This window comes from Streptomyces sp. NPDC050806, from assembly GCF_055586425.1.
The window spans coordinates 406,458-432,591 of record NZ_JBVJIF010000001.1; the positions used below are offsets into that span (position 1 = coordinate 406,458).

At 73.7% G+C, this 26,134-nt stretch carries 22 protein-coding genes; 16 read left to right on the top strand and 6 right to left on the bottom strand.

The genetic code is table 11. The features are described 5' to 3' along the window. Window positions 1–5: 5 nt before the first annotated feature. Window positions 6–872, bottom strand: a complete 867-nt coding sequence (locus ACZ6WH_RS01850) for a serine hydrolase (RefSeq protein ID WP_469725228.1) — start codon at window positions 870–872, stop codon at window positions 6–8. Window positions 873–916: 44 nt separating this feature from the next. Then, window positions 917–1,774: a LysR family transcriptional regulator gene (locus tag ACZ6WH_RS01855; RefSeq protein WP_469725229.1), complete on the bottom strand. Its 858-nt coding sequence runs from the start codon at window positions 1,772–1,774 to the stop codon at window positions 917–919. A 174-nt stretch (window positions 1,775–1,948) separates the two neighbouring features. On the opposite strand from ACZ6WH_RS01855, the gene ACZ6WH_RS01860 reads away from it, so the two are divergent. Both ACZ6WH_RS01860 and bla read left to right on the top strand, forming a co-directional pair. Then, the gene (locus ACZ6WH_RS01860; RefSeq protein WP_469725231.1) at window positions 1,949–3,598 is read left to right on the top strand and encodes a penicillin-binding transpeptidase domain-containing protein; all 1,650 of its coding nucleotides are present in this window, start codon (window positions 1,949–1,951) and stop codon (window positions 3,596–3,598) included. 118 nt (window positions 3,599–3,716) lie between these two features. Next, window positions 3,717–4,646, top strand: a complete 930-nt coding sequence (gene bla, locus ACZ6WH_RS01865; RefSeq protein WP_469725232.1) for a class A beta-lactamase — start codon at window positions 3,717–3,719, stop codon at window positions 4,644–4,646. A gap of 103 nt (window positions 4,647–4,749) precedes the next feature. Here the strand turns inward: bla and ACZ6WH_RS01870 are convergent, their stop codons facing one another. Both ACZ6WH_RS01870 and ACZ6WH_RS01875 read right to left on the bottom strand, forming a co-directional pair. After that, the gene (locus ACZ6WH_RS01870; protein WP_469725234.1) at window positions 4,750–6,996 is read right to left on the bottom strand and encodes an ArnT family glycosyltransferase; all 2,247 of its coding nucleotides are present in this window, start codon (window positions 6,994–6,996) and stop codon (window positions 4,750–4,752) included. A gap of 30 nt (window positions 6,997–7,026) precedes the next feature. Continuing rightward, window positions 7,027–8,004, bottom strand: a complete 978-nt coding sequence (locus tag ACZ6WH_RS01875) for a UTP--glucose-1-phosphate uridylyltransferase (RefSeq protein WP_469725236.1) — start codon at window positions 8,002–8,004, stop codon at window positions 7,027–7,029. Between the two features lie 177 nt (window positions 8,005–8,181). On the opposite strand from ACZ6WH_RS01875, the gene ACZ6WH_RS01880 reads away from it, so the two are divergent. The 4 genes from ACZ6WH_RS01880 to ACZ6WH_RS01895 all read left to right on the top strand — a co-directional run bounded on the left by ACZ6WH_RS01880 (window position 8,182) and on the right by ACZ6WH_RS01895 (window position 13,562). Beyond that, on the top strand, window positions 8,182–8,763 hold the full coding sequence (locus ACZ6WH_RS01880; protein ID WP_469725237.1) for a GNAT family N-acetyltransferase: 582 nt from the start codon (window positions 8,182–8,184) through the stop codon (window positions 8,761–8,763). Between the two features lie 79 nt (window positions 8,764–8,842). After that, complete coding sequence (locus ACZ6WH_RS01885; protein ID WP_469725238.1) at window positions 8,843–10,363, top strand: ABC transporter substrate-binding protein; 1,521 nt, start codon at window positions 8,843–8,845, stop codon at window positions 10,361–10,363. 41 nt (window positions 10,364–10,404) lie between these two features. Further along, entirely contained in the window at window positions 10,405–12,291 is a 1,887-nt protein-coding gene (locus ACZ6WH_RS01890) for an ABC transporter permease subunit (protein WP_469725240.1), read from the top strand. Between the two features lie 32 nt (window positions 12,292–12,323). Continuing rightward, on the top strand, window positions 12,324–13,562 hold the full coding sequence (locus ACZ6WH_RS01895; RefSeq protein WP_469726219.1) for an MDR family MFS transporter: 1,239 nt from the start codon (window positions 12,324–12,326) through the stop codon (window positions 13,560–13,562). Here the strand turns inward: ACZ6WH_RS01895 and ACZ6WH_RS01900 are convergent. Next, complete coding sequence (locus tag ACZ6WH_RS01900; protein ID WP_432850413.1) at window positions 13,559–14,167, bottom strand: TetR/AcrR family transcriptional regulator; 609 nt, start codon at window positions 14,165–14,167, stop codon at window positions 13,559–13,561. The genes ACZ6WH_RS01895 and ACZ6WH_RS01900 overlap by 4 nt on opposite strands. 171 nt (window positions 14,168–14,338) lie before the next feature. Here ACZ6WH_RS01900 and ACZ6WH_RS01905 point away from each other — a divergent pair, with 171 nt between their 5' ends. From ACZ6WH_RS01905 to ACZ6WH_RS01920, 4 genes are all read left to right on the top strand, one after another. Continuing rightward, window positions 14,339–15,613, top strand: a complete 1,275-nt coding sequence (locus tag ACZ6WH_RS01905) for an MFS transporter (RefSeq protein ID WP_469725241.1) — start codon at window positions 14,339–14,341, stop codon at window positions 15,611–15,613. Window positions 15,614–15,680: 67 nt separating this feature from the next. Then, window positions 15,681–18,140, top strand: coding sequence for a beta-glucosidase (locus ACZ6WH_RS01910; RefSeq protein ID WP_469725242.1), 2,460 nt, complete (start codon window positions 15,681–15,683; stop codon window positions 18,138–18,140). A gap of 101 nt (window positions 18,141–18,241) precedes the next feature. Then, a complete protein-coding gene (locus ACZ6WH_RS01915; RefSeq protein WP_469725243.1) occupies window positions 18,242–19,051 on the top strand; it encodes a thioesterase family protein in 810 nt (269 codons plus the stop codon). Window positions 19,052–19,055: 4 nt separating this feature from the next. After that, window positions 19,056–19,388 carry a glyoxalase superfamily protein gene (locus ACZ6WH_RS01920; RefSeq protein ID WP_469725244.1) on the top strand — a complete coding sequence of 111 codons (333 nt, stop codon included), beginning with the start codon at window positions 19,056–19,058 and terminating at the stop codon, window positions 19,386–19,388. 30 nt (window positions 19,389–19,418) lie between these two features. On the opposite strand, the gene ACZ6WH_RS01925 is transcribed toward ACZ6WH_RS01920, so the two are convergent. Next, a complete protein-coding gene (locus tag ACZ6WH_RS01925) occupies window positions 19,419–20,024 on the bottom strand; it encodes a helix-turn-helix domain-containing protein (protein ID WP_469725246.1) in 606 nt (201 codons plus the stop codon). An 84-nt stretch (window positions 20,025–20,108) separates the two neighbouring features. On the opposite strand from ACZ6WH_RS01925, the gene ACZ6WH_RS01930 reads away from it, so the two are divergent. The 6 genes from ACZ6WH_RS01930 (at window position 20,109) to ACZ6WH_RS01955 (ending at window position 26,113) form a co-directional block, all read left to right on the top strand. Further along, complete coding sequence (locus ACZ6WH_RS01930) at window positions 20,109–21,128, top strand: NAD(P)/FAD-dependent oxidoreductase (protein WP_469725247.1); 1,020 nt, start codon at window positions 20,109–20,111, stop codon at window positions 21,126–21,128. A gap of 23 nt (window positions 21,129–21,151) precedes the next feature. Beyond that, window positions 21,152–21,781, top strand: coding sequence for a class I SAM-dependent methyltransferase (locus ACZ6WH_RS01935; RefSeq protein ID WP_469725248.1), 630 nt, complete (start codon window positions 21,152–21,154; stop codon window positions 21,779–21,781). Window positions 21,782–21,925: 144 nt separating this feature from the next. After that, complete coding sequence (locus ACZ6WH_RS01940; protein ID WP_469725250.1) at window positions 21,926–22,576, top strand: GntR family transcriptional regulator; 651 nt, start codon at window positions 21,926–21,928, stop codon at window positions 22,574–22,576. Between the two features lie 47 nt (window positions 22,577–22,623). Then, complete coding sequence (locus ACZ6WH_RS01945) at window positions 22,624–23,697, top strand: 4-oxalomesaconate tautomerase (protein ID WP_469725251.1); 1,074 nt, start codon at window positions 22,624–22,626, stop codon at window positions 23,695–23,697. Window positions 23,698–23,742: 45 nt separating this feature from the next. Further along, window positions 23,743–24,693 carry a catechol 2,3-dioxygenase gene (locus ACZ6WH_RS01950; RefSeq protein WP_469725252.1) on the top strand — a complete coding sequence of 317 codons (951 nt, stop codon included), beginning with the start codon at window positions 23,743–23,745 and terminating at the stop codon, window positions 24,691–24,693. A 91-nt stretch (window positions 24,694–24,784) separates the two neighbouring features. Then, a complete protein-coding gene (locus ACZ6WH_RS01955; RefSeq protein ID WP_469725254.1) occupies window positions 24,785–26,113 on the top strand; it encodes an MFS transporter in 1,329 nt (442 codons plus the stop codon). Window positions 26,114–26,134 lie beyond the last annotated feature (21 nt).

Consider the following 26,134-nt stretch of genomic DNA (forward strand, 5'->3'; position numbering starts at 1 on the left):
CCCGGTCACGTGCCCTCCTTGCCGCGCAGTTCCTCCACGGCAGTGCGGGCAGCGGCGCCGATGACCGCGTCGGCGCGGGGGAGGGTGCTGTCGGCGCGCGCCGCCTGGGTGAAGACCACGGCGGTGTACGTGCTGCCGTCGGCGAGTTCGACGACCCCGGCCTCGTGCCGCATCTGGCCGAACGTGCCGGTCTTCCCCGACACGGTCACGTCGTCGTACGGGAAGCCGGAGGCGAGCCGGTGCCGCCACGGCTGCCTCCCCATCACGTCGCGCATGAACGCGCAGCGCTCGGGGGAGGCCGCCTCGCCGGTCCAGATCGCCCGCAGCAGCCGCGCCATGTCCGACGGTGTGGTGGAGGCCTTGGACACCGGGTCGTAGACGCCGGCCGGCGCGGTCGTGTCGTTGCTGGAGATGCGCTCCATGGCGGCGGCCAGCGATGCGGTGCCGGTCTCGTCGACCAGCCGGGCCCAGGTGCCCGCGACGCCGCCGAGGATACGGGTGTCCGGCAGGCCCAGCTCGCGGCAGACCTCGTCGACCACCGTGGTGCCGACGGCACGGAGCACCGCGTCGGCCGCCGTGTTGTCCGAGATGGTCATCATGAGGACGACCAGGTCGCGCAGCGACATCGTGACGGGGTCCTGAAGGATGGAGATGCCGGTGGGACCGGCGACCCGGTGCGACGGGTCCAGGGTGATCCGTCGGCCCGGATCGATCTCCCCGGCGTCCGCCAGCCGGCAGAAGGCCGCCATCAGCGGCACCTTGTAGACGGAGCCCATGGGGACCGGCTCGTCGGGGTCGATGGTCACCCGTGCCTCGGGGCGGTGCAGCTCCGCCACGTGCAGCCAGCCGCGCACACCGGCGTCGGCGAACATCTCGCGGATCGTGCGCGCCGCGCCGCCGCTCCGCCGCGCCGCGCTCACTTCGCGGCCTGCCGGGCGAGCGTGTCCACCAGCAGCTGAGCCGTGTCCGCCGTCTCCGCGGCGTCGGGCCGCCGGGGGTCCCACACCACCCGGAGCCGCAACGGCAGCGCCGGATCCGTGGCCGGGCGCCGCTCGACGCCCTCGGCGGTCAGTGTGTCGTCGGCGGTGACCAGTACCGCCTGCCCGGCGGCCACGAGGGCGAGGCCGGCGCGCTCGTCGGACACCACGACGGTCTCCACCCGCCGCCCGCGGCTGGCCAGTGTGTCGATGAACAGGTCGTGGGCCGCCGGCGCCTCCTCGCGCGGTCTCACGGCGACGGGCAGCCGCCGGGGCGTACCGCCGGACGCTCCGCTGTCGTGGTCTTCGGGGGAGAGGAGCCAGGTCGGGAAGATGACCACCCGGCCGGCGGCCAGCCCGTCCAGCACCGCCGGATGCCGGATCACCGCGAGGTCCAGCCGGCCCGCCGCGACGTCGGACAGCAGTGTGGCGGTCGGCGCGGTCAGCACGCCGATGCGGGTCTGCTCGCCGGCCCGTACCGGCGCGGCGGCCACGGCGGCGGTGAGCCGCGCGGGCACCTCGGGGGCCAGGCCGAGCCGGAGCCGCCGGCCGTCGGCGTGCTCCCGGGCTCCGATCTCGCGCAGTTCGGAGAGCGCGGCGAGCGCCCGGCGCGCGTGCGGCAGCAGCAGGGAGCCCTCGTCGGTGAGGGCGACGCCGCGGTTGCGGTCGAAGAGGCGTACTCCGAGCAGCGCCTCCAGCCGTCGCAGGCCCTGGGACAGTGGCGGCTGGGTGATCCCCACTCGTTGTGCCGCGGCGCCGAAGTGCTCCTCTTCGGCCAGTGCGACGAAGATTTCCAAGTGTCGTTCCGTCAGCATTCTGCCCCCGTGGCGTGCGCTGATATCTCCTGCGAATCGTTCTTGGCGCAAAAGCATATTCGACATGGACGGTGGCCGCGGGTTGACTCCGAGGCGTGACGCCACGGGGGAGGGACGTGCTCGTCGCGGGTGTCCTGGCACAGCGGAGGGAGCCACATGACGTACCTGAATCTTCCGGGGGAACCGGGCCTTCACGATCGGCGGCGGAGTCGCCGACGGCTGTACGGAGGCGTCGCCGCCCTGCTGGTCCTGGGCGGCGGAGTGGGGGTCGGCTACCACTTCCTGCTGGCGGACCGTGGCGCGGAGGACCCGCAGGTGGTCGCCGCCACCGCCCGGTTCGAGCGGTTCGCCGGAGCCTGGGAGGACGGCGAGGCACGCAAGGCCGCCGCGTACACCGACAGCCCGGACGCCGCCCGGTCGCTCCTCACGTCCGTCATGACGAACCTCGCCCCGTCCGCGACCGAGGTCACCCCGGGCGGCGGGGCGAAGGAGCGGGACGGGGAAGTGCGCCTCCCCTTCACGGTGGCGATGGAGATACCGGGCGCCGGGCCCGTCCGGTGGGACGCGCAGGCCCGCCTGCGGCAGACGTCCGGCCGGTGGACGGTGGAGTTCACGACGCCGATGGTTCACCCGAAGATGAAGTCCGGCCAGACGCTCGCCCTCAAGACCCGGAACACCCGCGCGAAGGTGCTGGACAAGGACGGCGACCCGCTGGAGGCCGCCTCGCTCGTCGGCACCGTCGACGAGGCCACCGGCAAGGGCACCTCCGGCCTCGAAGCGCGGTACGACGCCCGCCTCTCCGGGGGCAAGGGGCCGACGAAGTCCTTGGTGATCGTGGACCGTGCGAGCGGACAGCCGGTGAAGACGCTCACCGCGGTGAAGGCCGCCAAGGGCCGTCCCGTACGGACCACCATCGACCCGCGCGTGCAGCGGGCGGCGGCCGAGGCGCTGTCCGGGGTCTCCAAGAAGGCGGCCATCGTCGCTGTCGACCCGCGCAACGGGCATGTCCTGGCGGCCGCGAACAAGCCCGGTGGGCTGAACCGTGCGCTGGCGGGGCGCTATCCGCCCGGTTCCACCTTCAAGGTCGTCACCGCGGCGGCGCTGCTGAAGGGGGGCCTGCGTCCCGCGGACCCGGCGGCGTGCCCGAAGTACGCCCGCGTCGACGGCCAGCGCTTCGAGAACCAGGACCTGTTCACCCTGCCGGACGACGCCACGTTCCAGGATGCCTTCGCCCGGTCCTGCAACACCTTCTTCGTCGACGCCGCCGGCAAGCTCTCCGGCACGTCGCTCCGCGACACCGCGCGGGCTTTCGGCATCGGCGGCAGCTGGGACGTGGGCATCTCGACGTACGACGGCAGTGTCCCTGCCGCCACGAGTGGCAACGACAAGGCCGCCGCGGCCATCGGCCAGGCCCGCGTCCAGGCGTCACCGCTGGTCATGGCGTCCATCGCGGCCACCGTCAAGCAGGGGTCCTTCGAGCAGCCCGTGCTGGTGCCGGACGCGGTGAAGAAGCGGTACCGGGCTCCGGAGCAGCTCGATGCGGAAGTGGCCGGCGACCTGCGGAAGATGATGCGCGCCACGGTCACCTCGGGCTCGGGACACGCCCTGAAGGACCTGCCGGGCGCACCGCACGCCAAGACCGGCACCGCGGAGTTCGGTACCGAGAAACCCCCGCACACTCACGCCTGGATGATCGGCTACCAGGGCGGATCCGACCTGGCCTGGGCGGTGTTCCTGGAGGACGGCGGGTCCGGCGGCTCGGACGCCGGCCCGGTCGCGGCGCGGTTCCTGAAGAACATCGGCTGAGCCCGCAAGCCTGTCGCACAGAGTTGCCGCACACAGAGCTGCCGCACACCAGTTGCTGCACGCGGCGTTGCCGCACACAGAGGCACAGAGGCACAGAGGCACAGAGGAGAGTAGGAACGTGGAAACCACCAGAACGCGTCCGTCCCGTCGTACGGTGCTGGCTCTCGGCGCCGGAACAGCACTGGCCGCCGCCCTGCCCGCGAGCGGCACGGCGTACGCCGGCGGACCCCGCGCCGGGCGGGCAGACGGAATCACCGGGCAGTTGCAGGCGCTCGAAGAGCAGTACGCGGCCCGTCTCGGAGTGTTCGCCCGCAACATGGCCACGGGCCGCACGGTGCGGTACCGCGCGGACGAACGCTTCCCGATGTGTTCGGTCTTCAAGGGGCTCGCCGCGGCCGCCGTCCTGCGCGACCTCGACCGCGACGGCGAGTTCCTCGCCCGGCGCATCCACTACACCCGCGGCGAGGTCGAGAAGGCGGGGCACACGCCCGTCACCGGAAAGCCCGAGAACCTGGCGGGCGGCATGACCGTCGGCGAACTGTGCGCCGCCACGGTCGGCGAGAGCGACAACGCCGCAGCGAACCTCCTCCTCCGCGAGCTGGGCGGCCCGACGGCGATCACCCGGTTCTGCCGCTCGGTCGGGGACGGCGTCACCCGGCTGGACCGGTGGGAGCCCGAACTGAACTCCGCCGAGCCCTGGCGGCGGACCGACATCACCAGCCCGCGGGCCGTCGGGACTACCTACGCCCGGCTCCTCCTGGGGCGCGCGCTCACCCCGCCGGACCGCGAGCGGCTCACCGGCTGGCTGGTCGCCAACACCACCAACACCGAGCGTTTCCGCGCCGGTCTCCCCGCCGACTGGGTGCTGGCGGACAAGACCGGCGGCGGTTCGGACTACGGTGTCGCCAACGACGTGGGAGTGGTGTGGCCTCCGCACGGCGCACCGCTCGCGCTGTCCGTGCTCTCCACCACCTACGACGCCGCGGGGCCCGCGAAGAACCCGATGGTCGCCAAGGCCGCGGAGCTGGTGGCGGCACGGATCGCCTGAGAACTTTCCGGTACGTACGCCGGCCCCCTCCAGTCACTGACGGTGCGTCAGGGGCGGCCGGAGGGGGCCGAGTGGGTCGTCGGGACCGGGGCCGGGCGGGGCGTCAGCCGATACCGGCCGCGTCCAGCCGGTACAGCGTCTGGCTGTTGTTCGTGCCGTTGTCCGTGCCGCTGTTCGTGCCGTCGTCCGTACCGGAGGAGGTACTCCCGCCGTACTCGGACGCCTGCACCGCCGTGCCGTGCTTCTTGACCCAGGCGTTGACCTCGGTGGAGAGGCTGTTGCCGCCGCCGGGGCCACCGCCCATGCCGCCGCCGACCAGCACGTAGTGCAGCTTGCCGGCCTTGACGAGGGACTTCAGCGTGGCCACGGTCATCGCCCGGTCCGAGCCGGTAAAGCCCCACATGGAGAGCACGGGCTGCTTGCTGCTGAGGATCATCGACGCGGCGCTCTGGGAGTTGGAGACGGCCGCCAGCCAGGTGGCACCGTCCCGGTGCCGTTCCAGGTAGGAGAGCATCTTGCTGTCCGCGTCGCCCATGCCGCCGGGGCCGCCGCCCCGGCCGCCGCCCCGGCGCGCGCGGCCGTCCGACTCACCGCCGCCAGGAAGCTGCGGCATGCCACCGGCCTCCGAACCCTTGCCACCGGTGGAACCACTGCCACCGGAGGACCCGCCCGAGGCGCCGGGCGCGCCGCCCGGACCACCGGACGTACCACCCGGGGCACCACCACCCGGGGCACCACCGCCCGAGGGCATACCGCCCTCGGCGTCACCGGGCATGCCGCCCTTCGTGCCCGAGGGGGGACCACCGCGGCCGCCGGGGCCGCCCGTACCGCCGGTCGACGGGCCCGCCGTCGGGTTGGTCCCGCCCATGCCGCCGCCACCGGAGGAGAGCGGTACCGAGGCCGCGTACGCCGCCGGTCCGGCCAGCGCGGCCACTACCGCCACGACGAGCGACACCGCGAGCAGCTTCGTACGGCGTGCCGCCCGCGCGCCGCCCGGGGTGCGGAAGGCCAGGAGACCCGCCAGTGCGGCGAGCGTCAGGACCACGACGACCGGCACGAGCCAGGCGTTCCAGTCCGCGGCGCGGCGCAGCAGGACCACGGCCCACCCCGCCGTCACGGCCAGCGCGGCGGGCAGTACCCAGATCCAGCGGCGGCTGTCGCGGAAGGCCCGGAACAGCAGTGCGCCGCCACCACCGCACAGCGCCGCGATGCCCGGGGCCAGGGCCGTCGTGTAGTAGGGGTGCACGGTGCCCTCGGACAGGCTGAACACGAGGTAGTGGAGGACGGTCCAGCCGCCCCACATCAGCAGCGCGGCGCGTACGGGATCGGTGCGGGGCGACCGGCCGCGCAGCACGAGCCCGGCGACCAGCGCGATGCCCGCGAAGGGCAGCAGCCAGGAGATCTGGCCGCCCAGCGTCTCGTTGAACATCCGGCCCCAGCCGGCGGCACCGGAGAAACCGCCACCGCCTCCGCCGCCACCTCCGCCGTTGCCCTCGCCGCCGAGGACCCGGCCCAGGCCGTTGTAGCCGAGGATCAGGTCCCAGGCCGTGCCGTCCGTCGAACCGCCGATGTAGGGCCGGCCGTCCGCGGGCCAGAGCTGTACCGCCAGCGCCCACCAGCCGCTGGCGGCCACCAGGGCGACACCGGCGAGCAGCAGGTTGCGGATCCGCTTCACGAGAGCGAGATCGGCCGCGTACAGGTACACCGCCGCGATGGCGGGCACCACGATGTACGCCTGGAGCATCTTGGTGTGGAAGGCCAGGCCCAGGGCGAGCGCCGTGCCGAGCAGCGGCAGCAGCCGGCCGGTGCGTATCGCGCGGAGCGCCAGGACGGTGCCGGTGACCATCAGGAACACCAGCAGCGGGTCGGGGTTGTTGTCCCGGGTGATCGCCACGGTGATCGGGGTGAGGGCCAGGACGAACGCGGCCACCGCCGCGGCGCCGTGCCCGAAGGCCCGCTTCACCGCGGTGTGCAGGACGGCGATCGAGCCGAGCGCAGCGCCGACCATCGGCAGCAGCATCTGCCAGGTGCCGAAGCCCAGGATGCGGCAGGACAGGCCCATGACCATCAGGGCGAACGGCGGCTTGTCGACGGTCAGGAAGTTCCCGGCGTCGAGGGAGCCGAAGAACCACGCCTTCCAGCTCTGCGTGCCGCTGTACACGGCGGCGGAGTAGAAGCTGTTGAGGTCGCTCGCGGACGTGCTCCAGAGGTACAGGAGCGCGGCGACGACGAGCGCGGCCCACAGCGCGGGGCGCGACCAGCGCGGTTCGTCGGGGCGGCCGAGCAGGAGTGACGCCGGCCGGGACCGCGGGGGTGCGGCCGGGGCGGCGGGAACGGGAGGGGCGGTCATGGCGAGAGGCTCTTCCTCGAAGGGGGACGGTCAGTGGGTGGCGGCGGCTGCGGCCGGTATGTCGGCGACGTCGGTGGGCAGCTCCGTGGCCGGCAACGTCTCGGCGAACCCGCGCAGCCAGGAGCGGAAGCCGGGGCCCAGGTCGGGCCGGCCGCACGCCAGTTGCACGACGGCGCGCAGGTACGACGCGCGGTCCCCGGTGTCGTACCGCCGGCCCCGGAAGACCACGGCGTGCACGGGGCCGCCCGCCCCGTCCGCCCGCCCCGCCAGCTCGTGGAGCGCGTCGGTGAGCTGGATCTCGCCGCCGCGCCCGGGAGCCGTGTGCTCCAGGACCTCGAAGACGGCCGGGTCGAGCACGTACCGCCCGATCACCGCGTAGTTGCCGGGGGCCTCGCCGGGCGCCGGCTTCTCGACCAGTCCGGTCACCCGGACGACGCCGTCCTCGTCGGTCCGCTCCACCGAGGCACAGCCGTACAGGTGGGTCTGCGCGGGATCGACCTCGGTGAGGGCCAGCACACTGCCGCCGAACCGTGCCTGTACCGCGAGCATGTCCGTCAGCAGCGCGTCCCGCGGGTCGATCAGGTCGTCGCCGAGCAGCACGGCGAACGGCTCCCGGCCCACGTGGTCGCGTGCGCGGAGCACGGCGTGGCCCAGCCCCAGCGGAGCGCCCTGGCGCACATGGTGCATGCGCGCCAGCCGGGAGAGACCCCGTACGGTCGCCAGCCGGTCGTCGTCGCCCTTGGCGGCCAGCACCTCCTCCAGCTCGTGCGCCCGGTCGAAGTGGTCCTCCACCGCGCGCTTGCCGCGGCCGGTGACCATCAGCACGTCGCCCAGACCCGCGTCGGCCGCCTCCTCCACGACGTACTGGATCGCCGGCTTGTCGACGACCGGCAGCATTTCCTTGGGCGTGGCCTTCGTGGCGGGCAGGAAGCGGGTGCCGAGGCCGGCGGCGGGGACGACGGCCTTGCGCACGGAAGTGCGTACGGGCAGGGAGCTGCGTACGGGCATGGAGATCCTCACGGGAACGGAGAAGTGCAAGTGCCCTCACACCCTGCGTCCCGTCGATGTGGGGAGGCTTGGCCCGTCCTTTGCGCGAGCTGTGAAGAGGCACCGCAGTGTGGCCTGCGGAAAGAGCCGTACAGTGGGGGTTTCTGTGCGGATTTACCTCATGCATATGATGTGCAAATGCGCGGCTACAGCATTAGGACGGCGACCCCCGACGACCTCGACGGTGCCCGTGGCGTCATGCTCGACACGGTCTACCGGGACTTCGGCACGGGGTACGTGCCGCGCTGGCACCGCGACATCATCGATCTCGAAGGGGCCTACGTCGCACCCGGCCGGCACACGCTGCTGGTGGCCGTCGACGAGGCGGACGGGACGGTCGTCGCGACCGGCGCCCTCGACTGCCGGGGCCCGGCCCACCCGCCGAACCCCCGCGAGATCGCCGAGCGCTTCCCCTCGGGGGAGACCGCGCAGCTGCGCCGCATCTACGTACAGCCCGCCCACCGGCGCCATGGACTCGCGCGCCTGCTGGTCCGGCAGCTGCTGGACTTCGCGGCGGCCGAGGGCGGCTACCGCGCGGTGTACCTGCACACGGACCCGGCGGTGACCGGCGCCGAGCCGTTCTGGCGGTCGCTGGCCACCGTCGTCTGCGACGAGCGGCTGCTGCCGGACGGCGGGCAGGGCATCGTCCACTTCGAGGTGCCGTTGCCGGTGTCCGTCCCGGCACCCCGCGCCCTGGCCGGAGCGGACCGCGCCTCCTGACCCCGGCGCTCCCCGTGTCCTGACCGGGGCACCCGCCCGCCACGCAATTTCGCCCCCCGTAACGCAGAGAACGAGGACCATGAGCCCTCTCCGTCGCCGTCGGTTCGCCGCCGCCGTACTGCTCGCCCCCCTGCTCTCCGGCTGCTTCGCCGCCAACAACGGCGGGTCGTCGTCCGGCGCAGCGGGCGGCGACCGGCTGCGGGCAGCCCTCGCCTTCCCGCCCGCCGAGCACTTCTCCCCGTACGGCGCCGACGCCACCCTCCTCAGCCGGCTCGGCGTCACCGAGGGCCTGACGAAGCTGGACGCCAACGGCACCGCGGTGCCCGCGCTCGCGGAGTCCTGGACCCGTGAGAAGGGCGACAGCTGGCTGTTCACGCTGCGCGACGCCACGTTCCAGGACGGATCCGCGGTCACCCCGAAGGCCGTCGCGGCGTCCCTCACCCACGCCGCCGGGGCGAAGCCCGTGCCCGCCGCGCTGTCCGGTGTGCGGCTGACCGCCGAGGCGGCGGGGGACCGGAAGGTCCGGATCACCACGGCCGACGCCGACCCGGCGCTGCCGCTCCGGATGTCCAGCCCCGGCCTTGCGGTCCTCTCCGGCAAGGCGTACGAGGACGGCAAGAAGGCCGGCGCCGGGGCGAAGGACACCGTCGACCCGGTCGGCACCGCCACCGGACCCTTCGAGCTGACCAAGGTCACCGGCACCACCCGGGCGTCCCTCGACCGCTTCGACGACTACTGGGGCGGCCGGGCGCAGGCGTCCGGCGTGGACGCGCGGTTCATCGCCGACGGCGCGGCCCGCACCAACGCGCTGCGCACCGGGGAGGTCGACATCGCCGAGGCCGTTCCGGTCTCCCAGGCGGCCTCCCTGGACAAGAAGACCGTCCACGAGACGGGCACCGCACGCACCACGAGCCTGCTGCTCAACACCCGCAAGGGCGCCTTCGCCGACGCCGGCCTGCGGGCCGCCGCACGGAAGGCGATCGACACCTCCGCGCTCGCCAAGGGCGTGTACGAGGGGCACGCGGACCCCGGCAAGGGCATCTTCGGCCCCGCGCTGACCTGGGCGGAGGGCAAGCGTGAAAAGCCGTCCGGGCGGGCGGAGGCGGCGGCACCCGGCGGCCGCACGCTGCGCATCGCCACGTACAACAACCGGCCCGAGCTGCCCGAGGTCGCGCAGGTGCTCCAGCAGCAGCTGGAGAAGGCGGGCTTCAAGGTCCAGCTGACGGTGCGCGACTACGCACGGCTGGAGAGCGACGCGCTCGACGGCAAGTTCGACGCGATCGTCTCGGCCCGCAACACCATGCTCGACACCGGCGACCCCGTGTCGATCCTCGCCAGCGACTACACCTGCAAGGGCAGCTACAACCTTGCGCAGCTGTGCGACAAGAAGGCCGACGCGGCCGTGGCGAAGGCGGCCGGTCAGGCCGACACCGCCAAGCGGCAGGACGCCACGATGGCGGCGGAGGCCGCGGTCCTCGGCACGGACGCGGTGGTGCCGCTGGTCCACCAGCGGATCATCACCGGCGTCGGCACCTCCGTGCAGGGCGTCACCTACGACCCGTACGAGCGTGCCCTCCTCGGCACCGGAACGCGGCGCTGAGCGGCGGGCGGGGCAGCGGAATGCGGCGCGGCGGGACCGGTGTGACCGGAGGCGGTGAGCACGCCGGCCCGGCGGCACGGATACGCGCGGCGGCCGGGGCGCTCGTCCGCGGGCGTGCCCCCGCGCTGCTCTGGCGGCTCGTCCTCGCCGCCGTCCTGGTGTGCGGCATCGGCCTGCTGCCGTGGCTGTCCCGTACCGACCCGGCGCTGACGGTGCTCAAGGCGCGGTCCGCCGACCGCGATCCCACCCCCGACGTACTGCACGCCATCAGGGACGAGCTGGGGCTCGACAGCGGGCCGCTGCACCTGCTCGGGCAGTGGCTCGGCCGGCTGGTCCTGCACGGCGACGCGGGCCGGTCCTGGATCTCCGGCGCCGACGTCACCCCGTCCGTCGCCCAGGCCCTCGGCGTTTCCCTGCTGCTCATGGCCGGTGCCCTGGTGGTCGCCCTGCTCACGGCCGGGGCGGTGTGCGCCCGTACCCTCCGGCGCGGCGCGGCCCGTCGGTTGGGCGGCCGCCGGTCCGGGGGCAGCGGGACGGCGATGCTGGCCGCGCTGCCGGAGTTCCTGACCGGGTCGGTGCTGGCCGCGGTGGTCGGCGTACAGCTCGGCTGGCTGCCCGCGCTCGGCTGGTACGGGCCGCAGTGGATGGTGCTGCCCGCGCTCGCGCTGGGGCTGCCGGCGGGCGGTCTGCTCGGCCGGGTGCTGGACGACCTGCTGCCCGGCGCGTTCGCCGAGCCCTGGGCGCTGGCCGCCACCGCGCGCGGCCTGCCCGCCCGGCGCGTCGCCCGGCAGGCGCTGCGCCGCTGCGTCCCCGGACTGCTGCCGAACCTAGGGCTGTTCGTGGTCGGGCTGACCGGCGGCGCGGTCGCCGTGGAGCAGATCTTCGACATTCCGGGGCTCGGCCGCCTCACCCTCCAGGCCGCCACCGCCCAGGACCTGCCCGTCCTCCAGGAAGGCACCCTCGCACTCGTCCTGCTCGCGGCGGTCTCCGGGGCCGTGACCCGTGGCGCGGCCCGGCTGCTGCTCGGCCCCGCGCTGCGCGACGGCGCGCTGCCGACGCTCCACCGGCCCGTCCCGCCCACCCGCCGCACCCTGCCGGTCCTCTACGGCGTGGTGCTGCTGGGCGTGGTCGCGGCCGGGCTGCCCCGCGACCCGCTGGCCCTGGACACCACCGCCAAGCTCCGGGCGCCCTCCGGGGCGCACCCCTTCGGCACCGACTCCCTCGGCCGGGACATGCTGGCGCGCGTGGCCCACGGCGCGCTCGACACCCTGACGCTCGCCCTCGCGCTGAGCGCCGCTGCGCTCGTGGCGGGCGTCCTGCTGGGCCTGCTGCCGCGGCTCTCCGGACCCCTGGTCGACACCGTCAACGCCGTACCGCCCGTCCTCGCAGGGCTGCTCGTCGCGGGCGTCGCCGGCAGTGGCCCGTCGACGCCCGCGCTCGCCGTGGCCGCCGTCGCCTGGGCGCCGCTGGCCGCGCACACCTCGGCCCTGCTCCAGCAGGAACGCGCCACCACCCACCTCGCCTCGACCCGTGCGCTGGGCGCGAGCCGCTGGTACGTGCTCCGGCACGAGCTGCTGCCGGCCGTCCTGCCGCCGGTCACCCGCCACGCGCTCGTCCGGCTGCCCGGCATCGCCCTGGCCCTGGCCGCGCTCGGCTTCCTGGGGCTGGGCGCGCAGCCGCCGTCGCCGGAGTGGGGGCTGCTGCTCGCCGAGAACCAGCCGTACGTGGAACGCGCCCCCTGGACGGTGCTCGCACCCGCCGCCGTCCTCGCCCTGCTCGGCGCCCTCGCGGTGACGGCGGCGGGCGCCTTCCGGGGCCGCCGCCGGGGTGCCCGCGCGCCGGGCGGCCACCCCGGCGACGGAGCAGAGCCGCTGGGCGACCGGCGGGTGAGCGTCCAACAGGCGCACGGCGTACGGGAGTTGGTGTGACCGACGTCCGCTCCGGGAGCCGGGTCCGGGTCCTGTCGCGACTACGGGCGCCCGGCTCCCTCCACCACACCTGGCGAGCCCTCTCGCCGCTCCTCCGCCTGCTGATCCTCACCCAGCTCGCCTTCAACATCGGCTTCTTCGCCGTCCTGCCGTTCCTCGCCGAACACCTCGGCACCGGGATCGGCATGGCCGGCTGGCTGGTCGGGCTGGTGCTGGGACTGCGGACCTTCAGCCAGCAGGGGCTGTTCGTCGTGGGCGGCGCGCTGGCCGACCGGTACGGCGTGCGGCCCGTCGTCCTGACCGGCTGCGTGCTCCGGATCGCGGGCTTCGCGTGGCTGGGGTACGCGGCACGGCCCTGGGCCGTGATCGGCGCTGTGCTGCTCATCGGCTTCGCCGCCGCGCTGTTCTCGCCCGCCGTGGAGTCCGAGGTCGCCCGGCAGGCCGTGGCCTGGGAGGACGCGGGCAACGGCCCCCGCACCCGGGTGCTGGCACTGCTCACCGTGGCCGGCCAGGCCGGCGCGTTCCTCGGCCCGCTCCTCGGCTCCCTCCTGCTGGCCGTGGACTTCCGCACGGCCTGCCTCGCCGGAGCCGGCGTCTTCGTACTGGTTCTGGCCGGCCACGCCCGGCTGCTGCCCCAGCACATCCCCGGCCGGGCGAGGGCACGCGGCAGGGGCGGCATACGCACGGCCCTGCGCAACGGCCGCTTCCTCGCCCTGTGCGTGGCCTACGGCGCCTACCTGCTCGCCTACAACCAGCTCTACCTGGCCCTCCCCGAGGAGGTGGCCCGTGCCGCCGGTTCGCAGGCCCCGCTCGCCTGGCTGTTCGCGCTGTCCTCGCTGCTCGTCGTGACGGCCCAGCTGCCTGTCACTCGATGGGCTGCCGACCGCCTGGACCTGCGCCGCTCCATGGCGGCCGGACTGCTGCTCATCGCGGCCGGGTTCGGCGCGGTGGCCCTCGCCCGCCCGGCGGGCGGGACGGGCGTACCGGGCCTGCTCCCCGCCGCCGCGTTCGTCGTCCTGCTCACCCTCGGCCAGATGCTGGTCGCGCCCGCCGCCCGCGCCTGGGTCCCCGACCTCGCCGAGAACGGCCGCCTCGGCCTCTACACCGGCGCGATGTCCTCCGTCTCCGGCCTCCTCGTCCTGCTCGGCAGCTCCGCCACCGGCTCCCTCCTCACCACGGGACTCCCGCCGGCCGTCCCCTGGCTCGCCCTCGCCGCGGTACCGGCCCTGGCCGTACTCCTGCTGCCCCGCCGGTCCCGGGAAACGGTCTAGTCCGCGCGCCCGAGGAGCCGGAGCAGCGCACGGAACGCGGCCGGCATGTCGACGGCTCCGGGGTCCAGGAGCCACTGGTACTGGAGGCCGTCCATCACCGCGATGAGGAGGGGCGCCGCTTCTTCCGGGGTGAGGCCGCCGGGGAGCCGGTCGCCGAACTCGCCGCGCAGCGAGTCGGCGGCGGACTGCCGCACCAGCTCGTACCGGTGGGCGAAGAACTCCCGCGCCGGGTGATCACCGGTGACGCTCTCGCCCAGCAGGGCCGAGAACGTCTGGACGATGCCGGGCCGCATCGCGTTGTACTCGACCAGTGAGGCGTACAGGTCCAGTGGCCAGGGCTCGCCGCCGGGCCGCGGGCCGCCGCTGATGTCCCACTCGTCCCGCGCCTCCAGTAGGGCGACGAGCAGTGCTTCCTTGCTCGGGAAGTAGTGCAGCAGCCCCTGTTGGGTGATGCCGACGCGCTCGGCGACCGCGCTCAGCGAGGCGCCCCGGTAGCCGCGCTCGGCGATCACCTCCAACGCCGCCCGCAGGAGCTCCGCGCGGCGGTCCTCGCCGCGTACGGCCCGCCCCTTGCCACGCTGTGCACGTCGTTCGTCCGCTCCCACGACGCCGAGCCTAACCGAACGGAAACGCCCCGGATCCCCGCTAGTAACAAACGGATAACAACACCTACCGTTCAACAGGTAGCCAGTACAGGATGTCGCGAACAACAGGGAGGCGCCCCCGCCTCCTCCCTGTCCGAGCCGTTTTCATCGCCTCAATGAGGAGGTACGGCAGTGGATCAGGCAGCCGTCCCCGCCCCCGCCACGCCAGCTCACCCCCGAAGACCCGCCACCGCCGAAGTGGCGCCGCGCGGCTTCGTGCTCCGCCTCGGACTCGCCAACTTCGGCCTGTACAGCGCCCTGATGACGCCGGTCATCGTCACCATGGCGCTGCGCGTCGCGGACGTCGCCCCGCACCGCAAGGAAGCGGTACTGGGCCTGGTCCTCGGCGTGGGCGCCGTCGTGGCGGTGATCGCCAACCCGCTCTTCGGCAGACTCTCGGACCGCACCCGCTCCCGCTTCGGCCGGCGCCGCCCCTGGCTCGCCGGGGGAGTGCTCGGCGGCCTGCTGGGCCTGACGGTGATCGCCTTCGTGCCCTCCGTGCCCGCCCTCGTCGCCGGCTGGGCCCTCGTCCAGGCCTCCTTCAACGCCGTCTACGCGGCGCTCATGGCGACCATCCCCGACCAGGTCCCCGAAGCCGCCCGCGGCAGCGCCTCCGGTGCCATCGGCACCGGCCTCACCGCCGCCGTCCTGGCCGGATCGGGCATCGCCGCGGTCAGCTCCGACCCCCGGGCGATGTTCCTGCTGCCGGCCGCCCTGACCATCGTGTTCGTCGGCTGGTTCGTCCTCCGGCTGGCCGACCGCCCGCCCGCCGAACCGCCCGAGCCGTTCTCGCTGCGGGAGTTCCTCGGCAGCTTCGTCTTCGACCCGCGCCGCAGCCCGGACTTCGGCTGGGCCTGGCTCACCAAGTTCCTGGTGATGTTCGGCTCGGTCGCGCCGATGACCTACCTGGCCTACTACCTCCCCTTCCGGATGGGGCTGAGCGCCGCCGCCACGGCCGGCACCGTGGCACTGCTCATCGCCGCCGGCTACGCCGTCCAGTCCGTCATGGCCGCGGCCGGCGGCTGGGTCTCCGACCGCTTCGGCCGCCGGAAGCCGTTCGTGGTCGCCGCCGGGCTCGTGGTCGCGGCGGGGCTCGCCCTGCTGGCCCTCGCACCCGACCTGACCTGGATCGTCGTCGCCCAGCTCGTCATGAGCGTCGGTGGCGGACTGTTCTACGCCGTCGACATGGCGTTGATCACCCAGGTGCTGCCCGACCAGACCAACCCCGCCAAGGACCTCGGCGTCGTCAACATCGCCAACGCGCTCCCGCAGTCGCTGATGCCGATGCTCGCGCCGTTCGTCCTGGCGACCGGCGGGGGAGAGAACTATCCCCTGCTGTTCGGCATCGCGGCCGCCGCGGCGCTCGCCGGATCCGTCCTCGTCACCCGCATCAAGGGCACCCGATGAGCCCGGCCGGCACCGGCCGGGCCGGCACGCCCGCCGCACCGTTCCGCGCACCAAGGAGGAGTCGCCGATGACCCCGTACGACGCGACCGTCGAGGACGCGCTCGGCAAGCTGGACCTCGACGCGAAGACCCGGCTGCTGGCCGGCCGGAACATGTGGGCGCTGCCCGCACTGCCCGAGATCGGCCTGCGGTCGCTGGTGATGTCCGACGGCCCGATCGGGGTGCGCGGCGTCCGCTGGACCGCCGACGACCCCTCCGTCGCGCTGCCCAGCCCCACCGCGCTGGCCGCGACCTGGGACCCGGAGCTGGCCCGCCGCGCCGGTCACCTGCTCGCGCAGGAGGCCCGCCGCAAGGGTGTGCACGTCCTCCTCGCGCCGACCGTCAACCTGCACCGCTCCCCGCTGGGCGGCCGCCACTTCGAGTGCTTTTCGGAGGATCCGCACCTCACCGGCGAGATCGGCGCCGGATACGTCACCGGAGTGCAGGAGGGCGGCGTCGGCACCACCGTCAAGCACTTCGTCGCCAACGACGCCGAGACCGAGCGCTTCACCGTCGACAACCTCGTGGCCCCGCGACCGCTGCGCGAGCTGTACCTCGCGCCGTTCGAGACGATCATCAAGAAGGCCCGCCCCTGGGGCGTCATGGCCGCCTACAACTCGGTCAACGGCACCACCATGACCGAGCACCACCACCTCCAGAACGAGGTCCTGCGCGGCGAGTGGGGCTTCGACGGCTTCCTCGTCTCCGACTGGATGGCCGCCCGCTCCACCAAGGGCGCGATCGAGGGCGGCCTGGACGTCGCCATGCCCGGACCGCGCACCGCCTACGGCGCGGCGCTGGCCGCCGCCGTCCGCGCGGGCGAGGTCGACGAGGCCCTGGTCGACGCCGCCGTACGCCGCGTACTGCGGCTCGCCGCGCGCGTCGGCGCCCTCGACGGCGCACCGCCCGCCGTCGCCCCCGCCGCACTGCCGGCCCCGGTCGACGGCCCGGCGCTGGCCCGCGAGATCGCCCGCCGCGCCTTCGTCCTCGTACGGAACGAGAGCGGCACCCTGCCCCTCGGTCCCGACCGGCCCGGCACCGTCGCCCTCATCGGGGCAGCGGCCCGCGAGGCCCGCGTGCTCGGCGGCGGTTCGGCGCAGGTCTTCCCCGACCACATCGTCTCCCCGCTCGACGGGCTGCGCGCCGCGTTCCCGGAGGGCGTCCTCACCTACTGCGTGGGCGCCGACCCCAGCGACGAACTGGCCGCAGCGGGAAGGGACTTCACCCTGCGAGCCGTCTGCCGGGACCGGGCCGGGCGGGTGCTGGGGGAGACCACGCTGCCCAACGGCGCGGTCCAGTGGCACGGCGACGACCTGCCGGCCGGCGTCACCCACGAAACACTGCACACCGTCGAGATCACCGGCACCTTCACCCCGCGCGAGAGCGGTACGCACCTCTTCGGCACCAAGGGGGTGGGCGGCTTCCGGCTCACCGTCGGCGACCGTGTGCTCCACGACGGCACCGAGAGCCCGGACCACGCCGATCCGTTCGAGGCGTTCTTCGGCGCTCCCGTGGCCCGCGGGGAGGCGGAACTCACCGCGGGCGAGCCGGTCGAGGTCGCCCTGATGCACACCGTTCCCGACCTGCCGGACGCGCCGATCCGGGCCGTCGGGTTCGCCCTCGCCCACCGCGAGCCCCGGCGCGACGCGGAGGAACTCATCGAGGAGGCAGTGGCCGCCGCGCGCGCCGCCGACACCGCGGTCGTCGTGGTCGCCACCACCGAGCGGGTGGAGAGCGAGGGCTTCGACCGTACCGGCCTCCGACTGCCCGGCCGCCAGGACGAACTGGTCGAGCGGGTGGCCGCCGCCAACCCCCGTACCGTCGTGGTCGTCAACTCCGGCTCGCCCGTGGAGATGCCCTGGCGGAACGGCGTGGCCGCCGTGCTGCTCAGCTGGTTCCCCGGCCAGGAGGCCGGCGCGGCCCTCGCGGACGTCCTCCTCGGTGCCGAGGAGCCCGGCGGGCGGCTGCCCACCACCTGGCCGGCCCGCCTCGCCGACGCGCCGGTCACCCGCGTGACCCCCGACAACGGTGAACTCCCGTATGAGGAGGGTGTCTTCATCGGCTACCGGGCATGGCAGAAGGCCGGCACCGAGCCCGCGTACTGCTTCGGGCACGGCCTGGGATACACCGACTGGGAGTACGAGACGGCGACGTACACCCCCGCCGCGGGCGGCGACGCGCTGGGCACGGTCACCGTACGGGTGCGCAACACCGGCGACCGGGCGGGCCGCGAGGTGGTGCAGGTCTACCTCGCCGTCCCGGACGGCGACTCCGTCGAGCGGCCGGCCCGCCGTCTCGCGGGCTTCGCCACGGTCTCGGCGGCGCCCGGGGAGACCGCCGAGGCGACCGTCGCCGTGCCCCGCCGCGCGGCCGAGATCTGGGACGAGCGGGCGCACGGCTGGCGGCTGGTCCCCGGTACGTACACCGCCGAGGCCGGCCGCTGCCTCGACGACGTCCGTCTGCGGAGCCGTGTGACGGCCGAAAGCTGAGCCACCGCCCGCCGCCCGGTGAGGGCGGCGGGCCACGCTCCGCCGTTTACATTGGCCTCGGCACCGTATTCGATCTTCGCCCGCCCGCCGAGGAGTACCCGTTGAACCCCAGCGCACCGGCCCCGGACAGCTACTTCGAGCGCATCGACGAGCACCGCTACAAGCCCACTCCGCACGTCGGCGGCGCGTGGGACCCGGACGAGCAGCACTTCAGCCCGCTCGGCGGGCTGGTCGTGCACGCCATCGACCGCTACCTGGCCGGACGCCCCGAGACGGGCATGCTGCTCGGCAGGATCAGCTTCGACATCCTCGGGCGGCTCGCCACCGACGAGTGCGAGGTCCGGGTGGAGACCGTCCGGCCCGGCCGCACCATCGAGCTGGTCGAGGCCACCGTGCTGATAGCCGGCCGCCCGGTGGTCCGTGCCCGCGCCTGGCTGCTGACCTCCCTGGACACCGGTGCCGTAGCGGGCGGCGGCGCCGACCGGCTCACCCCGCCCGAGGAACTGGAGCCCTGGCACATGGCCGGCGTCTGGCCCGGCGGCTACATCGGCACCCTGGACGTGCGGCCGGTCGCCCCGCCGCAGCCCGGCCGTACGACCGCCTGGGTCGCCACCGGCGTGGACCTCGTCGCCGGGGAACCGGCGAGCCCGCTGGCGTCCTTCATCACGCTGGTCGACACCGCCAACGGCATTGCCGTCCGGCAGTCGCCCACGGACTGGATGTTCCCCAACGTCGATCTGACCGTCCATCTGCACCGGCAGCCCGAGGGCCGCTGGACCGGCCTGGACACCACTGTGGTGTTCGGGCCCGCCGGCCAGGGCATCACCAGCACCGTCCTGCACGACACGGCCGGACCCGTCGGACACGCGCAGCAGATCCTCACCGTCCGGCCGCAGCCCGCGGGAGACTGACCGGATGGACGAGGAAGTCATCCCGATTCTGCACGTCACGGACGCCGCGGCCGCGGTCGCGTGGTACGCGCGCCTGGGCTTCACCCAGGAGTGGGAGCACCGCTTCGAACCCGGGCTGCCCGCGTTCGTCGAGATCGCCCGCGGCGGGATGCGGCTGTTCCTGTCGGAGCACGCGGGCGACGCCCGGCCCGACACGTTGGTGTACCTCCGCGTCCGTGACGTCGACGCGGTCGCGGAGGCGTTCGGGGTCACGCCGGCGGATGCTCCCTGGGCCCGCGAGGTCGAGCTGCGCGATCCCGACGGCAACCGGCTGCGGGTGGGCACGCCGGCGGACTGAACCCACCACCGTCCGCAATCCCGCCCGCTGTCAGTCTTCCCGCCCGGGGGAGTCCTTCGCCTTCGGGCGGGCGCGGAGGTGGGCGCGCTCGCCCTGCTTCCCGAACAGGCTGAGGATCTCCACGGGCTGGTCGTCGGCGGCGCCGAACCAGTGCGGTACACGGGTGTCGAACTCGGCCGCCTCGCCGGGCGTGAGCACCAGGTCGTGTTCGCCGAGGACCACCCGCAGCCGGCCGTTGAGGATGTAGAGCCACTCGTAGCCCTCGTGGGTCTGCGGGGCGGGCTCCCGGCGCGAGCTGTCGGCCGGGATGATCAGCTTGTACGCCTGGATGCCGCCGGCGCGGCGGGTCAGCGGCAGCATGGTCATGCCGTGCCGGGTGACCGGGCGGAGGTGGACGCGCGGGTCTCCGGTGGGCGGCGCGTCCACGAGTTCGTCGAGCGTGACGCCGTGGGCCTTGGCCAGCGGGAGCAGGAGTTCCAGGTTGGGGCGGCGGGCGCCGGACTCCAGCCGGGAGAGGGTGCTCACCGAGATGCCGGTCGTCGCCGACAGCTCGGTCAGCGTGATCTCGCGCTGAGTGCGCAGCGCGCGGAGCCTGGGGCCGACTGCCTCCAGTGCGTGGTCGAGGTCGTTGTCCATATCCGCAAGCTTGCCATACCGGCAAAGAAGTTTGCGGATGCGGCCGAGGGCCCCGCATGGTCGTCCGTGAAGGAGGTGGTCACGGTGACCGAGCGGTGGGAGAACGACTGCGACGTAGTGGTGATCGGTGGTGGCGCCGCGGGGCTGAACGGGGCGCTGATGCTGGCCAGGGCGCGGCGGTCGGTGGTGGTGATCGACGCGGGCGCGCCGCGCAACGCCCCTGCGGACGGCGTGCACGGCCTGCTGGGCAGGGAGGGGATGCCGCCCGCCGAGCTGCTGGAGCGGGGCAGGGCGGAGGTCCGCGCGTACGGCGGACAGGTGGTGACCGGCGAGGTCGCGACCGTGGCCCGGGGCGCGGCAGGGCTGACCGTGACACTGGCCGACGGCCGGACGCTCCGCGCGCGCCGGCTGCTGGTGACCACCGGACTGGTCGACGAACTGCCGGACGTCCCGGGGCTGCGGGAGCGGTGGGGCCGGGAGGTCGTGCACTGCCCGTACTGCCACGGCTGGGAGATCCGCGACCGCGCCATCGGCGTGCTGGCCGCCGGGCCGCTCTCCGTGCACCAGGCGCTGATGTTCCGGCAGTGGAGCGACGACGTCACCTTCTTCACCCGCGCCGCGGCACCGCCGGCCGGCGAGGAGGCCGAGCAGCTGGCGGCGCGCGGGATCCGGGTGGTGGAGGGCCCGGTGGCGGGCCTGGAGATCACCGGCGACCGCCTGACCGGGGTGCGGCTGGGCGACGGCACGGTGGTCGCCCGGGAGGCGCTGGCGGTCGCGCCGCGGGTGACGGCGCGGGCCGGCTTCCTCGCGGGGCTCGGGCTGCGGCCCGCGGAACACCCGTCCGGGGCGGGGGAGTACCTCCCCTCCGACGAGGCAGGGCGTACCGAGGTGCCCGACGTGTGGGCCGCCGGAAACGTCACCGATCCGACGGCCCAGGTCGGCGCCGCCGCCGCTGCGGGCGCCCTGGCCGGCGCGCGGATCAACGGCGACCTGATCGCCGAGGAGACGCGGCGGGCGGTCGCCGCGTACCGGGACCCGTTCTCTGTCGAGTCCGAGGCGCGCGTCTGCGAACTGGTCGCGGGCGACCGGCGCCACGGTCTGTGAAGCACGGAAAGGAACCGAACATCGTGACCGAGGAATTCGGCAAGGACTTCTGGGAGCAGCGCTACCGCGGCCACACCGCGACCCGCGTACGGCAGCCCAACGCCCAGTTGGTGGCGGAGGCCGCGGCGCTCGCGCCCGGTGCGGCGCTGGACGCGGGCTGCGGCGAGGGGGCCGACGCCCGCTGGCTCGCCGGGCGCGGCTGGCGGGTGACGGCGGTGGACATCGCCGCCGCCGCGCTGGAACACGCCCGGGAGCAGGCGGAGATGTCCGGCGCGGAGGCGGCTGAGCGGATCGACTGGGTGGAGGCCGATCTGACCACCTGGGTGCCGCCCGCTGACCACTTCGATCTGGTCTCCACGCACTACGTGCATGCGGCGGCGTCGCGGGAGGCGCTGTTCGGCCGGCTGGCCGCGGCGGTCGCGCCGGGCGGCACGCTGCTCGTCGTGGGTCATCACCCGTCGGGGCACGGGACGGCCGCGGTGCACGGTGCGCCGCGGGAGGTGCACTTCACCGCGGAGGAGATCGCGGCAGACCTGGATCCCGCCCGGTGGGAGATCGTCGTCGCCGAGGCCAGGACCCGGTCGGTCACCGGTCACGGCGGTCAGGAACTCACCCTGGAGGACGCCGTCCTGCGTGCCCGCAAGCGGCCCTGACCGCCCGGCCCCGCCGCCCTCCCTGCGCCTGCCTGCCCGGCCCGTCAGCACCGGCGACTCACGTCGCCAATATCGAAAACAAAAGTGTTGACAATCCTGTGGGCTAGATTTACGTTCGACAGGCACTCACTCAGGGAGGGCACGATGCCGAACGAAGCCAGTCCAGGCACCGGAGAGCAGGCCAAGCAGCACGCGCTCGACATGCTGCGGCAGGCGATCGCACGCGGGGACATGGCGCCGGCGCAGCGGTTGGTGGAGAACGAGCTCGCCGAGCAGTTCGGCGTGACACGGGCCAGCATCCGTGCCGCGCTGATCGATCTGGCGTCGGAAGGACTGGTGGAGCGGATCCGCAACCGCGGTTCCCGGGTACGGGTGGTGACCGTCGAGGAGGCGGTGGCCATCACCGAATGCCGCATGGTCCTGGAAGGGCTGTGCGCGGCCAAGGCGGCCGTCGCAGTGAACGAGGAGCAGCTCGCGGAACTCACCGAGATCGGTACGGCGATGTCCAAGGCCGTCGCCGACGGTGAACCCGTGACCTACTCCGAGCTGAACCACCGGCTGCACGACAGGATCAGGGAGTTCTCCGGCCAGCAAGTGGCGGTGGAACTGCTGGAACGGCTCAACGCACAACTGGTGCGCCACCGTTTCCAGCTCGCCCTGCGGCCGGGCCGGCCACAGCAGTCCCTGAGTGAGCACCTGGCCATGATCGAAGCGATCCGGGCCGGGGATCCGCGGGCGGCCGAGGAGGCCGTCCACGCCCACCTCGCGAGCGTGATCGACGCCTTGCGGCAATGACGCGCCCGGGTGGGCAGCGGCACCTGCTCACCCAGGAGAAGCCAGCGATGACGAACGGCCCCGAAGGGCTGCGCTGCATGCTGATGCGGGGCGGTACCTCGAAGGGCGCCTACTTCCTCGCCGAGGATCTGCCGGCCGAAGGGGAGGCCCGTGACGCGCTGCTGCTGCGCGTCATGGGCAGCCCCGACCCGCGGCAGATCGACGGCCTGGGCGGCGCGCACCCGCTGACCAGCAAGGTCGCGGTCGTCTCGGCCTCCGGCGACCCCGCGGCCGACCTCGATTACCTCTTCCTGCAGGTGGGCGTCGAGCGGCCCGAGGTGTCCGACCGGCAGAACTGCGGCAACCTGCTCGCCGGGGTCGGCCCGTTCGCCGTCGAACGCGGCCTGGTCGCCGCCGGCGGCCCGGAGACCTCCGTACGCATCCGGATGCGCAACACCGGCGACCTCGCCACCGCGACCTTCGCCACCACCGACGGCCGCGTGGCGTACGACGGCCCTGCCGAGATCTCCGGCGTACCGGGCACGGCGGCGCCGGTCGTCATCGAGTTCCAGCGGAGCGACCGCCCCTTGCTGCCCACCGGACGCGTCCGCGACGACCTCGGTGGCACCCCGGTGACCTGCGTCGACAACGGCATGCCGACGGTGCTGATCGCCGCGTCCGCGCTGGACGTCAAGGGCTACGAGGACCCCGCGGAGCTGGAGAAGGACCAGCGGCTCGCCGAACGGCTCCACGAAATCCGGCTGACAGCCGGTGAGCTGATGGGCCTCGGTGACGTCGGCGGGACGACCGTGCCCAAACTCAGCCTGCTGGCCCCGCCCGCGCACGGCGGTGCCGTCATGACCCGTACCTTCATCCCGGTGCGCTGCCACACGTCCATCGGCGTCCTGGGAGCCGCGAGCGTCGCCGCCGGGCTGCGCCTCCGGGGCGGCGTGGGTGAGGGTGTGGCCCAACTGCCCGATACTGCAAGGCGGTTGCGTATCGAGCACCCCACCGGATTCCTCGACGTCGAGAGCGACGTCGACGACGGCACGGCCGACGCCGCGCCCGTGGCCCGCCGCACCGCCGTCGTCCGCACCGCGCGAAAGATCTTCGACGGCACGGTCTTCCCCCGCCCTGCCTGAGCCGCGTCCCCCCTTCAGCACGACCCACCCGTAAGGAATCCGAAGATGACTCCGCCGCTCGGCGACATCGCCCACCTCGGTCATGTCGAACTGCTCACCCCCGACCTGGACGCCAGCGTCACCTTCTGCACCGACTACCTCGGCCTCACCGTGAACGGCCGCAACGGTGACTCCGTCTTTCTGCGGACGTTCGACGACTACGAGCACCACAGCCTGACCCTCACCGCCCACACCACCTCCGGCATCCGCCGCACCGCCCTGCGTGCCTCCAGTGAAGAGGCCCTGCGGCGCCGGGTGAAGGAGCTGGAGAGCACCGGCCGGGCCGGCCGCTGGGTCGAGGACGAGCCGGGCATCGGCAAGCTGTACGTGACGACCGACCCCGACGGCCACGAGTACGCCCTGTACTGGGAGACCGAGTGGTACCGGGCGCCCGGCGAGCTCAGGCCGGGCCTGAAGAACCAGCCCCAGGCCAAGCCCGGCCGGGGCGTGGGCGTACGGCGGCTGGACCACGTCAACTTCCTGGCAGCCGACGTGCTGCCCAACGGCGACTTCGTACGCCAGGTGCTCGGTGCCCGGCCGACCGAGCAGATCCGGCTGGACAGCGGCAGGATCGCCGCCCAGTGGCTGACGTTCAGCAACAAGTCCTACGACGTCGTCTACACCGAGGACTGGACCGGCTCGAACAACCGGCTGCACCACATCGCGTTCGTCACCGACACCCGCGAGGACATCCTGCGCGCCGCCGATCTCGCCCTGGACACCGGTGTGTTCATCGAGACCGGCCCCCACAAGCACGCCATCCAGCAGACGTTCTTCCTGTACGTCTACGAGCCCGGCGGCAACCGCATCGAGCTGTGCAACCCGCTCACCCGCCTGGTCCTGGCCCCCGACTGGCCGCTGGTCACCTGGACCGAGGAAGAGCGGAAGAAGGGCCAGGCCTGGGGCCTGAAGACCATCGAGTCCTTCCACACCCACGGCACCCCGCCGGTCGGCTGAGCCACCGTCACACTGCCCGGCGCCATGCAACCGAGCCCCCCACTGCCCGTGCACCCCCAAGGACACTCCTCCTGGACGAGAGGCCCCTCCGATGTCCTTCGCGCCCGCCCCCGCCGCCTCCCGCGGCAATAGACTCGCCCTGCTGGTCGTCTGCCTGTGCTGGCTGGTCGTCCTCTTCGACGGCCTCGACCTCTTCATCTACGGTGCCGTACTGCCCGGCATGCTCGACGATCCGGAGCTCGGCCTCACCGCGGCCCGCGCCGGCGACCTCGGCAGCTACGCCACCTTCGGCATGCTGCTCGGTGCCCTCTCGGCAGGCACGGTCACCGACCGGATCGGCCGCAAGAAAGTCATCATCGGCTGCACCGTGGTGTTCTCCCTGGCCTCCGCCGTGTGCGCGGCGGCACCCACCATCGGCGTCTTCGGACTGGCCCGGTTCATCGCCGGATTCGGCCTGGGCGGCCTGCTGCCCACCACCATCACCCTGGTCGCCGAGTACGCCCCGCGTGGTCGCTCCAACCTCATGATCGGCCTGCTGATGACCGCCCACCAGGCGGGCGGCATCCTCGCGGCCTGCCTCGGCCTGTGGATGGTGGAGCCCTTCGGCTGGCGCTCCGCCTTCTGGATCGGCCTGGCGCCCCTGGTCGTCGCCGTACCGCTGGTGGTGAGGTTCCTGCCCGAGTCGCTCGGCTTCCTGCTCGCCCGCGGCCGCACCGAGGAGGCCCGCCTGCTCGCCGAGCGGTACGAGGTCCAGCTCCCCGCGGAGCGGCCGGAACCGGCCCCCGCCACCGACCGCTGGGCCGCCCTCGCCGCACTCTTCCGCGACGGCAACTGGAAGCGCACCCTGCTGTTCTGGGGCACCTCCTTCGGCGGGCTGCTCCTCGTCTACGGCGTCTCCACCTGGCTGCCCACGATGATGCGCGGCCAGGGCTACGAACTCGGCTCCGCGCTGGCCTTCCTCGTCGTCATCAACCTCGGCGGCATCGTGGGCATGCTGGTGGCGGGCCGCATCGCCGACCGCTTCGGTGCCGCGCGCGTCGCGGCCGTCTGGTTCGCGCTCACCGCCGTCGGCATCTACCTGCTGGGCATCCGCATGCCCCTGGCGCTCACGTACGCCGTCGTCTTCCTGACCGGCCTGTGGCTCTTCAGCGCGCAGACCATGGTGTACGCGGCCGTGGCCGGTCGCTCCACCACCGAGAGCCGCGCCACCGCGGTCGGCTGGACCTCCGGCATGGGCCGCTTCGGCGCGGTCTTCGGCCCCTGGGTGGGCGGACAGCTCGTCGGGGCCGGCGCCGAGAACTGGGGCTTCACCGTCTTCGCCGTCACCGCGCTGCTCGCCACCGTCCTGGTCGGCCTCACCGGCCTCGGTTCGCGCGACACCACCGAACCGGATCTGACGGTGCGTCCGGTCAGCACCTGAACCAGAAGGAGCAACCCCACC